Source organism: Qipengyuania sp. JB2-7 (assembly GCF_055693485.1).
Genome location: NZ_CM146335.1, coordinates 682,578 through 698,382, shown reverse-complemented (window position 1 = coordinate 698,382; position 15,805 = coordinate 682,578). Strand labels below are relative to the sequence as shown.

The window sequence follows — 15,805 nt, the reverse complement described above, 5'->3', positions numbered from 1 at the left end:
TCTCATTGCTTCACCGAGGGTAGCCTAACTCTGCACACTGTGCATAAATTCTTCACGACAGTTCGATGACATCAATGACCTGCGACCGACAAGGCACCCAAACTGCTGTCATCTCAGCCGAATCACTATTGACTGATTGGATGTCCATCTCATTGGGTAGGCCCAAAGACAGTAAGGCATGCAGTACATGGATTTATAGGGTGACGATCTTTCCGCGCCCTGTGCCCGCCAATACTGTCAGCCGGTACACAATCGGGATAGCCTCACAGCCAAACAAGCACAGCATTTGCATAATTGCGCGTTTCGATTAACCGCCACGCAGAACCAGTGCCCGTCTGCGACCTAAGGCAATGGTTCACTCCACCTCACAAGCAATGTCCGCTTTCCATCCCAATTTCGGACATCCAGATCGAGTGATGACGTACCTCTAAGCAGACCCTAATCCAGCAGCTCACCCATTCTTGCTTTGAGCGCTTTGGCCACGCGTTCAACCACTTCTATCGATGGATTTCGAGCCGCGCGCTCCAGGTCGCTGATGTAGGTTCGATGGATGTTGGCCTCGTGAGCGAGCTCTTCCTGAGACCAACCCTTGGCCAGGCGCAGTCTTCGTAAGTTCCCAGCAAGGCGATCATGCACATCCACCGATCCGTGATGCGCTGTTTGTCGCCGATCAATCTACAGACGATCAGTCACATTTTGCTTGAACTCCTCGGAAGTTCGAGCATGGTGCTTGTCACTTATCGACGACATCACGGAGAAATATGCAAACATTTCGAAGACCAATTCGTCCGCAGAAGCGCAGCGCTCGGAGGACCACGCCTGCGGTTCTCCTTTGCTCCGTCGCTTTGGTCACATCCGCACATGCACAAGACACAAGCCCAGTCTCATCATCTGCAAATGCTGAGACCTCACATGACGAAAATGGCGCCTTATCCAAGGCTAAGCCAGTCACACTCTGGCAGGGACTTGAAGCCGGGATGTCTCCTGAGAAAGCCCTCCCAATCATTCAAGAGATGCCGGGCATAAAGAAAGCCCGGCTCTACCGGAGGCGTAGCGCTGAGAACCCGGACCAAATCAGGATCAGCTACGCGTCAGGCAAAATACAAATAGGCGAAATGGAGTTCATCTTGCAGCCCCGCTTCTCGCAGAAGCGATTGAAACAGGTCTGGCTCGCCTCAGGCGATCAATGCAGCAATGATGCTATCTCGGTGTTCAATCGTCTATCATCTGGCCTGGCCGTCAAATATCCTCAAGTGATCTTCGAAAAGGATATGCGCGAAAGCGATATTTCTCGCGCCAATCTCAATGCGCGGCGAAGTGGCGAGAAACAAACAATCTCACAGATCTATGCGTCGGATAAAGTAGTGGTCTTGCTTACATTTGCCTTTTCGAACGAACGCCCACCACCTCATCCCGGTTTTGGCAGCAAGCTTGCGCTATCACTCTACGAACTCGCGAGACTCAACTTCGATAACCGGGTCGCGGAATGCTCCGGCACAGGAAACAAACGAATGGACATCGCCCTCCAATATATGACACGCCGCGATTTCGAAGCGAAGGCTTTGCAGACTTCAGAGACGATTAAAGCAACGCAAGACCGGTTAGTTGACCAGCTTTAACTCAATTTTGTTCTTTGATGTTCTGATCAACCACCTCAGCCTTCTCTAACAGTTGCTCCAGCAGACCCAGCTCATCATAGCTCAAAGCTGAAAGATCAAACTCTGATTCTTCGGCGATAGATGGTTTGAACTTTTCAGCATACTCCATGACCGAGCGTATGGCTTGGTTTTCCCCTCTACTCGCCTTGTCAAATAGCCGCATAATGACCGCTTGTTGCTTTGTGACCCGACGGGCTTTGCCGTCTACCTTGATCGAGACATAGTTGTTGCGTTCCTTCTCAAAGTCTGTGGCGAGGTTCTGGGTTCCTTTAGCGCGGCGCCCCCTTCTTCGTCCGTCACCTTTGCGGAACTTCCCATGTTCGGGCGGCAGGCCCTTGCCAACCTTGTACCCCCCATCCTCGTCGACATTTCCTGCCTTGTATGACTTTGCAGGTTTTTCTTTGAATCGGTCATGTGGCCTCTCCATGATGGCTCCGCTGCTCGGCTATTTCCTCGAATGATCGGCCATCAAGCCGCGGTACTTCATCAGTGGCTTTCGCCAAACGGCGCAAGGCTACATCGGCATATTTGGGATCCAACTCCATCGCGCGGCCAACACGGCCAGTTTCTTCGCAGGCCGCAAGCGTTGTTCCCGAACCGAGAAACGGGTCAAGCACAATGCCCCCGTGTTTCGAGCAATCAAGGATCGCATCAACAATCATTGCCTTAGGTTTGACGGTTGGATGGTCGGCGAGGTCACTCATTCGTCCCGCCCGGAATGTATTGGCTCCCGGGTAGCTCCACACATTGGTACGGTATCGTCCGCCGAGCCCAAAATTGTTGATGTGCTTTCCGGGCTTTACTTTGAATGCGTAGATCAATTCGTGAGCCGAACGATAGAATGCGCCTTGGCCGCCATTGGTCTTGGCCCAAACGATCAGGTTCTTCGCTTCGTGAAACACCCCCTTCGCTGCGTCATATAAATAGGGTGCACCGCGCCAATCGATAAAGACGAAGGCTATGGCGCCTTCTTTGGCATTTTCGGAGATCCGCTCAAAAGCCGGATGGAGTAGTGAGCTTGCAAACTCGGTGAGGTCGGTTTCGCCCGCGCCCATAACAAAGTTGCCATGCTTCACTCGTGCCGCCGCCAGATACATTGTTCGCGATTACGCAGCCGTAGGGAGGATCGGTGATAACGAGCTCAGCCTTCACACCTTGAAGCAATGTCTCATAGGCTTCCTTATCGCGAGCATCTCCCACAAGAAGTCGATGAGCTCCAATCTCCCAAAGATCGCCTAGTCGCGAAATCGGCAGTGCTCCTTCGTCTGGAAGCTCAACTTGATCCTCTTCGATCGGGTCGTCTCCGATCGAGAGAACCGTATCTATTTCAAGCGTATCGAACCCGGTGAGTTCTAAATCATAACCTAACTCAGCAAGCCCGCTGAGTTCGTTGCGCAGAGTGGATTTCGACCATTCTGCCTCTTCAGCGATGCGATTATCAGCAATGATGTAAGCCTTGCGATCTGCTTCGCTCAGTTGGCCGAGCGGAATGGCCGGCACAGTCTTCTGATCGAGGAGTTCAGCAGCTTCCAGACGGCCATGGCCGCATAGCACCACCCCGTCTACATCGATAAGGATCGGGTTCGTCCAACCAAACTTTTTGAGGCTTTGCGCAATCTTGCGGATCTGGCTTTTGGGATGCTTGCGCGCATTCCCCGAGTACGGGGTTAGGCTACCAACCGAGCGATATTCAACGCTCAGCCTGGCTGCTTTCGATAAGTCGGCTTTCAACGTGCATCTCCACTAGGGTCAAAGTGGAGAACCATTTGAAACACAAATCCAAGCCGAGAAAGAGCTAAAATACGACCCTAGGATCGCTGAGTTTTTGACCTTGATGTTGCTCTGCGCAGTTTTGTCCGCACAGTTTTCACCTTTGGAGCAAGCCACGCTTCATTCCAGTTAGGCTCGACCAGCATCACGAGATCAAAAAGGCATCGCCCTGCACGGCCTTTCAGATGCGGCAGCGGATTGTCTTTTGTGCCGCTGGAGATCGTAAGCTCGTCGAGCCCATGCTCCTCGAGAAGCTCAATGAACAAGCGGAGCATACTATCGCGATGGTGGCTGGTAGGCCTGCCCTCAGGGCGCCCGAGTTCCCGAGCGGCATCAATTGCGACAAGCGTGAAATCGTTCAACTCTTCTTGCAATCGATGGAGAGGCAGGCCTTCGTGTTTGGACACACCTGCAACGCCAGCCCGCTTATAGTGCAGGGCAGCAAGTAGCAGCGGCGACAGCTTACCAATACTTTGTAGCAATGTATTAGCAGTGTGAGCACTTCGCACTAGCAGCTTTTGAGATCGCCCAGGATCGAACCCGAGTAACTCAAGTTTTTGACGTCGTTGGTAGAACGAGCAGATGAGCCAAAAGTCGTAAGCTGCACTATCCTCAATCCCATGAACAAGAACGAGCTCCTCCACTCTCTTGATATCTACACTTGGTAAATCAGGCATGTCTCCTGCTGCCCAGTTCTCAAGCGACTGATAAAGTTCTTGCTGTTCTTTGATTTCCCTAAGGGTGACTTCTGCATTCCCATATCCTGCCCAAATTGCATGATATGGGAAATCAGGACGCTCATCGGCAGAATTTGGCGTTTCTTCGTCTGGCATACGTGCCAAAATGGCTCTTTACGCGGGATATTCCCACTACTTTCCCATAAACATGGGAAATTTGGCGCGGAGACCCGTTAGAGATGGACTGCGCCATTCACCATCCATTTCCATCGAACGTCGGTTTCTGGTGTCTCTTCCGCAGAGGCGGAAATTGTGCCCGCAATTCCGGGGCTTTGCGCTGGTGGAAATTCGTAGATGGGATGGTGGAGACGCGCTGACCTAGCAATTCGCGCCCAAACTAACATAAGTGAACAATGATACCCTCCTGGTTGTTTCAGCCGCGATGGAATTCGCAAAATCTTCGCCATCTGAGATGGAGAACTCGCCGGCATTTTTGGCATTGAAGCGGATCACATGAAACTGGTCCCAATGGACGATACCGAGTACGCGAAGCCGAACGCATTTCGGCGCGCAAGAAATATCGATCTGCTGCCCCAAATGGCATGCATAATGTGAACGGCCACCTCGCAAGGTATCGTCATAAATCCTAATTCAGCCAGAAGCGTCCGCCTCAACGCTGACATTAAGTTCGCCGGAATCGCTAGCGACGTTTGGTCATAAATCACAGCAATTCTGTCGCTTCACGTCTGGAATGGCCGAGATTGGGCGACCACTCCGAGACGAACCCAAGGCGGGATCCTTTGGATTTCTGCGGTTTTTATAGATTATTTGGGAGAACGGGAGAAGAACAAATGGTGCCAGAAGAGGACTCACATCAGCCAACTAAGCCCCTGAAACAAATATCCAAATTTGCGTGCATAGACCGAAAGGCCCGCGGAAGAGCCCGCATACCGCTCCAGCTGAGGGGCGCCGACCGCCGAGAGGGCTCTGACTTAAGTCTCTACCAAAGCGTCACTCTGACAGCCGGTAACGGAGCTTGCCTGAAATATTTCACTCATACGATCGCGCGCGAGTTTTGAAGTAAGCCCCTTGGCCGAGCCGGTCATTTTTCGGCCAAGGGTTACGGTTTCCTCGCGCAGAGGGCTTTTCAGTTCTATTGCTTGGTCAGCGCGGTAATCGTGTTGCCGTCTTCGGTTGCCTCGACTGTAAACTCGATTGCATCACCCACAGCCACATCGCCGCGCACGTCTTCGCTGGCATCGAAAGCCATCACCATCTGAGGCCAGCCAAGCTCTGCAACGGGCTCGTGATCGACAGTGAGAGTGTCTGCCTCGGGATCAATGGCGGTTACGGTGCCGATGGCACTGGCGGTTTTTGTACCCTCGCTCTCATTCATCGCTGACATATCATGTCCTTCCATCGACATCTCGTCCGCGCCCATTTCGTCCATGGTCTCCATCTCTTGCCCGCTGTCGCAAGCAGCGAGGGCCAAGGGCGCGGCCAGCAACATAACTAGGTTTGAGGTACGCATTCTTCTTCTCCTTCGGATTGTGTTGGCCGCTCGGGCCTGGGGCGCCGCATCAAGAGATATGCGGCGGGGATAACGAACATGGAAAGCAGCGGCGCGGTGATCATGCCGCCCACCATCGGTGCGGCGATGCGGCTCATGACCTCTGATCCTGCGCCGGTTCCAATGAGGATCGGGAAGAGACCGGCAAGAATGACGGCCACGGTCATTGCCTTGGGACGCACGCGCAAAAGAGCGCCCTCCCTGATGGCTTCGCCCACGCCGTCCGCATCGAGGGCACCGCTGCGCCGGGCTAGTGCAGACTTGAGATAGATCAGCATGATGACGCCGAACTCCGCCGATACCCCGGCAAGGGCAATGAAACCCACCGATGTCGCAACAGACTGGTTGTAGCCCATCAGATAGAGCAGCCAGAAGCCGCCGGTCAGGGCAAAGGGCAGCGTGCCCATAACCAGAAGCGCTTCGTCGAACCGGCGGAAGATCAGATAGAGCAGGATGAAGATGATGCCGAGCGTTGCGGGAATGACGACCCGCAACCGCTCGTTGGCGCGGGTAAGATATTCAAACTGGCCCGCGTAAGAGATGCTCACACCGGCGGGCAGATCGACGCCCTCTGACACCGCCGCCTGAAGATCGCTTACGACCGAAGTAAGATCGCGTCCACGCGTGTCGACATAGACCACGCTGATGAGACGGCCTTGTTCATTCTTAAGCATTGGGGGGCCATCGCTGACGCTCACCTGCGCTACGGTGCCGAGCGTAATTTGCTGGCCAGAGGGAGTTAGCACAGGCAGCGCGCGCAGTTCTCCGAGACTGTCGCGGATCTCCCGCGGATAGCGGACATTGATGGGATATCGCGCCAGTCCTTCGACCGTTCTGCCGATATTTGCGCCGCCGATTGCGCCTGACACGATCTGTTGAACATCGGCAATGTTCAGACCAAAGCGCGCCGCAGCGACCCGGTCGATGTCCACGTCGACATAGCGGCCTCCCGACAGACGCTCTGCCAAAGCGGAACTGACTCCGGGAACCTGCTTGGCAACATTCTCGACCTGCAACGCCACGCGCTCGATCTCGGCAAGGTCCTCGCCAGATACTTTCACGCCGATCGGGCTCTTGATACCGGTCGCAAGCATGTCGATGCGGTTGCGGACCGGTGGCACCCAGACATTGGCCAGCCCCGGCACCTGCACTGCACGATCAAGCTCTTCGACGAGCTTCTCTGGCGTCATTCCCGGCCGCCAGTCTTCGCGCGGTTTGAAGCGGATCGTTGTTTCGAACATCGTGAGCGGCGCAGGGTCGGTCGCTGTATCGGCCCGCCCCGCTTTCCCGAACACGGTATCGACTTCGGGGACAGATTTGATCAGTCGGTCCGTCCGCTGAAGCAATGCGGATGCTTCACCAGGAGACAGGCCAGGCAGAGCGCTCGGCATGTAGAGGAGATCGCCTTCGTCGAGCGGGGGAAGAAATTCTCCTCCAAGGCGGGTGAATGGGACCAGCGCTGTAAGGAATACCAGTCCGGCCACAACCAAAGTGGTTTTCGGTCGGCGCATTACCCAATCAAGGCCCGGCCGGTAGGCGTTGGTCAGCAAGCGGTTGAGGACGTTGGTGTCCTCCTTGGGTATCTTCCCGCGGATCAGCCACCCCATCAGAACGGGAACCAGCGTCACCGACAGAATGGCGGCCGCCGCCATGGCATAGGTCTTTGTGAAGGCCAGCGGCGAAAACAGGCGGCCTTCCTGCGCCTGCAGAGTAAACACCGGCAGGAACGATAGGGTTATGATCAGGAGGCTGAAAAACAGCGCTGGCCCCACCTCTTTCGATGCTTCCGCAATCAGCTTCCAGCGCTCATCGTTGGACATCTGCTCGTCGGGATGGTCCTCTTCCCAATGCTCGATGTGTTTGTGCGCGTTCTCGATCATGACGATGGCAGCGTCGACCATCGCGCCGATTGCGATGGCGATGCCGCCCAGGGACATGATGTTCGCATCGACCCCTTGGAAACGCATCACGATAAAGGCCGCCAGCACCCCCAATGGAAGCGTGACGATAGCCACCAGTGCTGATCGCACATGCCACAAGAACAGCGCGCATACGATCGCAACGATGATGAATTCGGCAATAAGTTTTCCGGTCAGGTTTTCGATCGAGGCGTCGATCAGCTTCGAACGATCATAGGTCGTGACAATCTCGACCCCTTCAGGAAGACTGGCTTGGAGCACGTCGAGCTTCTCTTCGACAGCCGCGATGGTTGCCCGCGCATCTTCGCCCTGTCTGAGCACAACAATACCGCCTGCGACTTCGCCTTCGCCATTGAGTTCGGCGATCCCTCGCCGCATTTCGGGGCCAAGCTGGATCGTGGCGATATCGGATAGAGTAACCGGTATACCGTTCCCGACTGATTTGAGTGGGATCTGCCGGAAGTCGTCGAGAGACGTGAGATAGCCTGATGCGCGGACCATAAACTCGGCCTCACCCATTTCAACCACCGATCCGCCAGCCTCCTGATTGGAAGCTTGTATGGCGCGCACGACATCGCTGTAAGTGACGCCAAGCGAAGCCATCCGGTAGGGTTCCAGCACGACCTGGTACTGCTTGACCATGCCGCCCACGCTGGCGACCTCTGCGATGCCCGGAATGGTCTGAAGCTCATAGCGCAGGAACCAGTCCTGAAGGCTTCTGAGCCCAGCAAGGTCGCTGTTCCCAGTTCGGTCAACCAACGCATATTCGTAAATCCAGCCCACGCCCGTCGCGTCCGGCCCGAGCGAGCTGGTCACACCTTCGGGCAATTCGTTTTGCACCTGGTTGAGATATTCGAGCACGCGCGAACGCGCCCAGTAGAGGTCCGTCCCATCCTCGAAGATCACATAGACGAAGCTGTCGCCGAACATCGAATACCCGCGCACTGTTTCCGCGCCCGGCACCGAAAGCATCGTGGTTGCGAGCGGGTATGTGACCTGATCCTCAACGATGCGCGGAGCTTGGCCCGGATAATTAGACCGCACCACGACTTGCACATCAGACAGATCGGGGATCGCATCGACCGGCGTTGCGCGCACCGCCCAGAAGCCGGCGAGCGTGACCGCGACGGCCGCCAGAACGATGAAAAACCGATTGGCGATCGACGCGTCAATAATCCGCGCAATCATCGTTCGACCTTCCGAATGGACTCGATGCGCGGACCGGTGTCGTGCTGCGAGAACGTGAACTCGACATCGTCCCCCGGTTCGAGACCCTTGACCAAAGAGGCGTCGGCCAGGTCAAAGGGCATCACCATGCTCGGCCATTCGAGGGCGGGAACCGGCGCGTGATTGAGAGTGATCGAAGCTCCGGCAATCTTCGTTATGCTTCCCGTGGCAGTGTAGGTTTTCATCTTTGCGGGGCCGTCGGATGCCATATTCATGCTTCCGTCGATCGATCTGACATCGATCCCGGCCAAACTCGCTTCGGAATCGATCAGGAACTGCCCGGAGGTGACGACCTCTTCGCCTTCGGCAAGGCCTGCCAGGACCTCGGTCCTGCCATTCGCCTCGCGCCCGATTTCGACCTCGGCTGGAAGAAAGGCGCCTTCATCCTGCTTGAGCATCACAAGATTGCGGCGGTCGGTTCGAATGACCGCCTCCGACGGTACCAGCAAGGCTCGCCGTGTGTCGGGTGAAAGCGACACCTGCGCAAACATCCCTGGCTTCAACCTGCCGCGTGGGTTCGGCAGCTCAGCCCGGACGGTGATCGTCCGGCTTGCAGTATCGGCGTTGGGCAAAATGGCCGTGATACGTCCTCCAAGTCGTTCATCGGGAAACGCTGCCAGAGTGGCGCTGACAGTTTGACCCTGCCGTACATTTGCGGCCTGTGCCTCGGGCACTGAGGCTTCCAGCCATATCGGCGAGAAGCCTGTAATCTCGGCCAGTGTCTGACCTTCCATCACCGTCATGCCTGGCCGCACACCGAGCATTGTTACGGCACCGCCCACCGGAGCCGTGACAGTGATCGTGTTTTGCGCTCTGCGTGTGCGTTCAACCGACGCGATCATTGCGTCGGTCATGCCGAGCAGGCGCATGCGCTGCCGCATCGCATCTGCAAGTGCCTGATCGCCGGTATCGAGCACGGCAATGTACTCACGCTGCGCACCGCCCCAGTCAGGGACGAGAATGTCGACTATCGGAGTGCCGCGACCCACGACATCGTCCTGTGCTAGGCCATAGGTGCGTTGGACATATCCGCCCGCTCTTGGCTGGACGATGGCAACATCTCGGCTGTTGTAGGCCAGGACGCCTGTCACGGTGATTTCCGGCTCGAGAACTCCGAACTCCGCCGCTGCCGTGCGAATGCCGAAATTCTGGACCAGGCCCGGATCAATCCGGACGCCCGCTTCCGCAGCTTCTCCCGCGCACTTGGGAACCAGCATCATGTCCATGAAGGGCGACTTGCCAGGCTCGTCAAAGCGCTGTCCGGGAACCATCGGATCGTACCAGTAAAGCACCTCTTCGCACTCCGTCTCGGCGGAGCCCGACATCCCACCCTCGCTCTCACCGCCTATAAGCGAGAGCGCATATCCCGCGCCGAGGCTGACAAGCGCGACGGCTGCCATGATTGCATAGGTTCGCTTTGAAGGGCGCGAGCTGTCGACTGTATTGCTCATGGCTGCTGCTCCCCGTAGGTCAAGCGAAGCATCTCGGCCCATTCCACGGTCGCAGCTTCGCGTTCAAAGATTTCAAGATCGAGCAAGGCCAAATCCGCCTTTGCTGCAATCACATCGATCAGGTCTGCGTTTCCGGCAGCAAAGCTCGCCGTCTCCAGCTCAACCCTTTGGCGGGCCAGCGGCAGCAATTCATCGTGGGCGCGTTCCCATTGGCGCTTGGCACTGCGCCATGAGGCGAGATCGGATTCGAATTGCATACGAAGCGCCCGCAAACGATCATCGCGCTCTGCCTGCGCCGCAGCAGCTTCTGCCTCGGCGGCACGAATGCGCGGCTTTTGACGTCGATCGGTGAAGATGGGCAGGGTAACCGATCCCATGACAGAGAATGCGTCTCCGAAGGCAGGGTCGCGTCGGCCATAGTTTACGCTCACTCCGAAGTCGGGGCGCAAGTCGGCGCGCGCGAGGTCGGCGTTCGCTTCTGCGCGTCCGGTGGCAGCATCGGCAAGACGGATGACGGGGTTAAGGTTCAGAGCTTGTTCGAGGCTGCCGCTGTCGACATCGGCCGCTGGCGCATTACCCGCGATAGTAGGGTCGTCTGTGTGAATGTAGCTCGAGAGCATGGCGCGCGCGGTATCTCTTTCGGCTTCAATTCTCGTGATTGCATCTTCAATCACAAGGAGCTCGCGGCGAATGGCTAGGCTTTCGACCGGACGGGCGGCACCCGACGCGACAGCGCTGTTTGCCACCGGCTGAAGCCTGCGCAGATCGCTCAGCGCCGTATGGGCGAAGGCGAGCTTCTCCTCGGCATAGTACAAGTCGATCCAGGCGGTTGATGTGGCGATGTCGATCCGCTGCTGCGCAACTCCAAGCCGCATTTGAGCGACGGCTAGATCTGCGCCCGCTACGCCTCTACGGGCTCTGCGCCGTGCAAGGTTCGGGATTGGTTGCTCAATGCCAACAGCAATCTGCGTTGGAAGCTGGCGATCAAACTCGAACGCCACAGGCCCGGTGATTGGCAGGTTTGCAATCCCGCCACGCAAGATAGGATCGGGCAACTCATCTGCGGCTTGCGAGGCATCTCGCGTGCCGTCGATACGCAATTGCGCCGCCTGGAGCAGCGGCTGATCTTCGCGCGCTGCCCGCAAAGCTTCTTCATAGCCAACCGGCTGCGCGAGCACGACCTGCGCCGGCATCAGGGCGGCGGCAAGGATACCGCCTATGGACCGTTTCATGGAAAAATCTCACTTGATTTGCGTGCCGAGGTCCGGCGGCAATGGCGGTGCATTGCAGCGTCAAGACCACGCATTCAGAAGGCGCAATTCGCCTCCAGGTTATGCAATCAAGTCAGGTTCGTGGAGGGGGTAATCGGGCGCAGAAGCGCGACTAAACAGAGGTGAGGTAATGTTCGACAAATACACAGGGCTGTCGGAAAACGCCTTAACAATATGCGAACGCGAATCGCTTCCCACCCAAACGGGGGACACGGCGTTCATTGCCAGCAAGCAATCGAACGACATCTCCTGACAGGGGGATTCAGAATCATCGTCGTGGTGGTGACCCGTCTCACTCTCTTCCGAGTGGTGCATCATCTTGGCGCAATCAGAAGCCAGCATCGGCTCTGTCTGAGGCATCGCCGATGCTGCCGCCGATCCTTGAAAGATCAGGCCCGCGCAAAGAAAAATCATCGTAAGGGCTCGCAGAACCATCATTTTACGAAATCTAGAGACTGCGAGCGGGTTCGACAAGTGAACAATAGCAAAGGCTTCGAAGCCTGTAATCTATAGAGAAAATCGTTCGCCATCGCTCTAGGCCGCTTCTTCCGATTGGTTGGCATTTCTCTTGAGGAAGAGCCACTCGGCCAGAAAGACGACGGCAATTCCGCCAACCGCATACCCAACGATCGCTGGATCGGTATTCAGCTTTGTTATCGTGAAGGCTGTGAGGACCACCGCGTCGGCGGCAAGAGCTGCAAGGAGAATTAACGCCTTGGCTCCAATTTCTTCGCGCAAGTTGCGAAACACGCCCCAATGAACGAGCATGTCCATCACGAGGTAGAAGAAGGCGCCCAAGGCAGCGATGCGAGACAGGTCGAATAGTACCGCCAACGCACCAGCGACTACAACTGTGTAGACGAGCATGTGGCTTCTGATGCCGCCGCTCATGCCGAAATGGCTATGCGGGATCATCTTCATCTCGGTCAGCATCGTCAGCATCCGCGACACGGCAAAAACGCTGGCGATGACACCAGAAGCTGTTGCCGTGATCGCGATTGCGACGGTGAAGTAGAAACCGAGGTCTCCGAGTGCGGGTTCTGCAGCAGCAGCCAGCGAATAGTCGCGCGCCTCCACGATCTGGGCAATCGAAAGACTTGAGCCCACGGCGATAGCGACCAGCAAATAGACAACGACGCATACCGCGATCGAGATCATTATTGTGCGGTACGACATTGCGGTGGGGATCGACGATTTCACCCCCGCTATTGGTGATCGTGGTAAACCCCTTGAAGGCCAGGATCGAGAACGCGACCGAGGCTAGCAAAGCTTCTCCGCCTGACATGGTAACAGGTTCGCTGAACGCGCCCGAAGCGAAGCCACTGGCCCAGATTGCAGCGATAGCAAACACTGCGATCCCGCCGATCTTGATGGCTGACATGATTAAAGAGAGCCCGCTGACGGACCGATTTCCAGCGGAGTTCACAAGGTACGCGAAGACAATCAATCCGAGCGCCAATGCCGGGACCAGCAGACTGTTTTGCTCAAGCTCGAACGGTCTCAACGCGTAAGTGGCGAAAGTCCGCGCCACGAGGCTCTCGTTGATGACCATCGACAGCGCCATCAGCAGAGAAGCTGATGCGGCCACCACGCCTGGTCCATAAGCTTTTTGCAAAATCATCGCGATGCCGCCTGATGAGGGCCAGCGGTTCGACATCTTGATATAGCTATAGGCGGCTAGTGAGGTGACAAGTGCCCCGGCAATGAATGACAGCGGGAAAAGCGGCCCGGCCAATTCCGCGATCTGGCCCGTGAGCGCAAAGATACCGGCGCCGATCATTACGCCGGTGCCCATGGCGACACCGCCAGGAAGGCTTATTGAACCGGTGTCGCTGGTCTGGTCATCATGCTTGTGCTTTTGCAAAACAGTCCTCGTGGTTCGCCCGAGTGCAGGCGATGGAATCAGGTATCGGTACGAATTATTCGATCGCACCCCTCAAAACTTTTTCGAGCAATCAATATGTTCTGAGGAAGCCTGTGCTTGTCAGTGACTAAACGGGGCGGTGGAAATCTCGCGGGCGAACGCGTGATCCTGGCCGAGAAGGATCATAGGTTTGCTCCGCGCAAGCGCAGTGAATTGACCACCACCGAGATAGATGACGCGCTCATTGCAAAGGCTGCAAACATCGGGCTGATCAAAATCCCAAAGAACGGATAGAGCAGACCTGCGGCGATCGGCACGCCCGATGCATTGTAGATCAGTGCGAAGAACAGGTTCTGGCGAATGTTGCGCATGGTGGCCCGCGCAAGTTTGCGCGCGCGTACAATGCCGTCGAGATTACCCTTCACCAGTGTAATACCCGCACTCTCGATTGCGACGTCGGCTCCGGTGCCCATCGCGATACCGACATCGGCTTGAGCAAGCGCTGGCGCGTCGTTGACCCCGTCTCCGGCCATCGCAACCTTGGTGCCTTTCGATTGCAAATCGCGAATTAGCTTAGCTTTGTCTTCAGGCAAAACGCCTGCCTTCACCTCATCTATGCCGAGCCGGGCTGCGACTGCTTTTGCGGTCCGCTCGTTGTCGCCGGTAGCCATGATGATTTTGAGACCGAGTTCATGAAGAGCGCGGATCGCATCCGGCGTTGTTTCCTTGATAGGATCGGCCACTGCAACGAGCCCTGCGATCTCGCCGCCAATGACGACGAACATTACGGTTTCACCGTCATCCCGCCGCGCATTGGCTTGTTCGCTCAGCGCTGTGCCATCAAGGCCCATGTCGGTAACGAGCGCGAGATTGCCGAGTGCAACCGATTTGCCGGCAACGCGGCCAACAACACCTTTGCCAGTGATCGCTTCGAAATCCTCGGCGCTTGCAAGCTCGAGACCGCGCTCTTCAGCGCCGCGTACAATCGCTTCGGCCAGCGGATGCTCAGACCCTCGTTCGAGCGAGGCCGCCAAGCGCAGAAGCTCCGTCTGCTCAAACCCGGGCTCTGCGATGACAGCGACCAGTTTGGGCTTTCCTTCGGTGAGCGTGCCGGTCTTGTCGACGATAAGCGTGTCGATCGTCTCAAATCGCTCGAGCGCTTCGGCATTCTTGATAAGCACACCGACCTGGGCGCCGCGGCCCGTTGCCGTCATGATCGACATCGGCGTTGCAAGACCCAGAGCACAAGGACAGGCAATAATCAGAACGGCAACAGCCGCCACCAGCGCGTAGGCCAAGGCAGGCTGGGGTCCCCAGATGGCCCAGGCAATGAAGGCAAGGACGGCAATCGCGATGACTGCCGGAACGAACAATCCAGCAACCTTGTCGGCATATTTCTGGATTGGCGCGCGCGAGCGCTGCGCGGCAGCAACCATATCGACGATCTGGGCGAGCATCGTGTCTGAACCAACGCGCTTCGCCTCGATGACGAGACTGCCCGTACCGTTGATTGTCGCGCCCGTGACACCGTCCCCTTCGACTTTCTCGACCGGAACGGGCTCACCGGTGATCATGCTTTCATCGATCGATGACCGGCCCTTGAGAACCACACCATCTACCGGGACTTTTTCGCCCGGTCGCACTCTGATCCTGTCGCCTACGGCGACCTCTTCAAGCGGGATCTCATCCTCTGTTCCATCTTCCCTGATCACACGGGCTGTCTTCGCGGCGAGATCGAGCAGCGCGCGAATGGCTTTGCCGGTGCCCTCGCGGGCGCGCAGCTCCATCACCTGGCCCAATAGGACCAGCGTCACAATGACCGCTGCAGCCTCGAAATAGACACCCACATGGCCCTCGGCATCGCGAAAACCATCGGGAAAGATGTCGGGAGCGCCGATCGCCACGACACTGAATACCCAAGCCGCGCTGACACCCATGGCGATGAGCGAGAACATGTTGAGATTCCATGTCTTGAATGAATTCCAACCCCGCTCCAAAAACGGCCAGCCACACCACAGAACAACGGGGGTCCCCAGAACAAATTCCACCCATAGTGTGTTGCGCTCGCCCAGAATGTCGCGGACTCCTGGCCAACTCAGAAACGGCCCCATGGTGAGCACCAAAAGCGGGAGCGTGAGGAACGCGCCGATCCAGAACCTTCTGGTAAAGTCGACAAGCTCCGGGTTTGGCCCCTCTGCGACCATAGCGAGCTGATTCAAGCTCGAGTCCCATGCCGCAGAGCGGACACGAGCCCATTTTGGGTTGTCGGACTTCGGGGTGCATCGGGCAGGTGTAAACCGCGCCATTATAGCCTTCCGGGACAATATCGTATCGTCCGTCCCCAGCGTTCGTATTGTCGTCGTTGTGATGCGCGCAATGAGCGTGGTCCATCATCTGC

At 56.9% G+C, this 15,805-nt stretch carries 10 protein-coding genes and 2 pseudogenes; 1 reads left to right on the top strand and 11 read right to left on the bottom strand.

The window, feature by feature from the left end; translation table 11 throughout:
* Positions 1–438 precede the first annotated feature (438 nt).
* Positions 439–636, bottom strand: a complete 198-nt coding sequence (locus ACZ1GM_RS03410) for a helix-turn-helix domain-containing protein (RefSeq protein ID WP_472677763.1) — start codon at positions 634–636, stop codon at positions 439–441.
* A 491-nt stretch (positions 637–1,127) separates the two neighbouring features.
* Between ACZ1GM_RS03410 and ACZ1GM_RS03405 the strand changes: the two genes are divergently transcribed.
* The gene (locus tag ACZ1GM_RS03405) at positions 1,128–1,619 is read left to right on the top strand and encodes a hypothetical protein (protein ID WP_472677762.1); all 492 of its coding nucleotides are present in this window, start codon (positions 1,128–1,130) and stop codon (positions 1,617–1,619) included.
* A gap of 1 nt (position 1,620) precedes the next feature.
* Here ACZ1GM_RS03405 and ACZ1GM_RS03400 read toward each other — a convergent pair whose 3' ends face one another.
* From ACZ1GM_RS03400 to ACZ1GM_RS03355, 10 genes and pseudogenes are all read right to left on the bottom strand, one after another.
* Complete coding sequence (locus tag ACZ1GM_RS03400; protein WP_472677761.1) at positions 1,621–2,085, bottom strand: DUF5681 domain-containing protein; 465 nt, start codon at positions 2,083–2,085, stop codon at positions 1,621–1,623.
* Entirely contained in the window at positions 2,069–2,713 is a 645-nt protein-coding gene (locus tag ACZ1GM_RS03395) for a DNA-methyltransferase (RefSeq protein ID WP_472677760.1), read from the bottom strand. Before ACZ1GM_RS03395 ends, ACZ1GM_RS03400 begins: the two co-directional genes overlap by 17 nt.
* Positions 2,652–3,389, bottom strand: a complete 738-nt coding sequence (locus ACZ1GM_RS03390) for a ParB/Srx family N-terminal domain-containing protein (RefSeq protein ID WP_472677759.1) — start codon at positions 3,387–3,389, stop codon at positions 2,652–2,654. Before ACZ1GM_RS03390 ends, ACZ1GM_RS03395 begins: the two co-directional genes overlap by 62 nt.
* Positions 3,390–3,466: 77 nt before the next feature.
* Positions 3,467–4,261 (bottom strand): hypothetical protein, encoded by a 795-nt coding sequence (locus ACZ1GM_RS03385; protein ID WP_472677758.1) that lies wholly within the window; start codon positions 4,259–4,261, stop codon positions 3,467–3,469.
* A 997-nt stretch (positions 4,262–5,258) separates the two neighbouring features.
* Positions 5,259–5,636 (bottom strand): copper-binding protein, encoded by a 378-nt coding sequence (locus ACZ1GM_RS03380; RefSeq protein ID WP_472677757.1) that lies wholly within the window; start codon positions 5,634–5,636, stop codon positions 5,259–5,261.
* Positions 5,618–8,782, bottom strand: a complete 3,165-nt coding sequence (locus tag ACZ1GM_RS03375; RefSeq protein WP_472677756.1) for an efflux RND transporter permease subunit — start codon at positions 8,780–8,782, stop codon at positions 5,618–5,620. The genes ACZ1GM_RS03380 and ACZ1GM_RS03375 overlap by 19 nt, the downstream gene beginning before the upstream one ends.
* The gene (locus tag ACZ1GM_RS03370; protein ID WP_472677755.1) at positions 8,779–10,272 is read right to left on the bottom strand and encodes an efflux RND transporter periplasmic adaptor subunit; all 1,494 of its coding nucleotides are present in this window, start codon (positions 10,270–10,272) and stop codon (positions 8,779–8,781) included. Before ACZ1GM_RS03370 ends, ACZ1GM_RS03375 begins: the two co-directional genes overlap by 4 nt.
* Positions 10,269–11,504, bottom strand: a complete 1,236-nt coding sequence (locus tag ACZ1GM_RS03365) for a TolC family protein (RefSeq protein ID WP_472677754.1) — start codon at positions 11,502–11,504, stop codon at positions 10,269–10,271. Before ACZ1GM_RS03365 ends, ACZ1GM_RS03370 begins: the two co-directional genes overlap by 4 nt.
* A gap of 573 nt (positions 11,505–12,077) precedes the next feature.
* Positions 12,078–13,338, bottom strand: a pseudogene (locus ACZ1GM_RS03360) (APC family permease).
* A 251-nt stretch (positions 13,339–13,589) separates the two neighbouring features.
* Positions 13,590–15,801 (bottom strand): annotated as a pseudogene (locus tag ACZ1GM_RS03355) (copper-transporting P-type ATPase).
* Between the last annotated feature and the right edge of the window lie 4 nt (positions 15,802–15,805).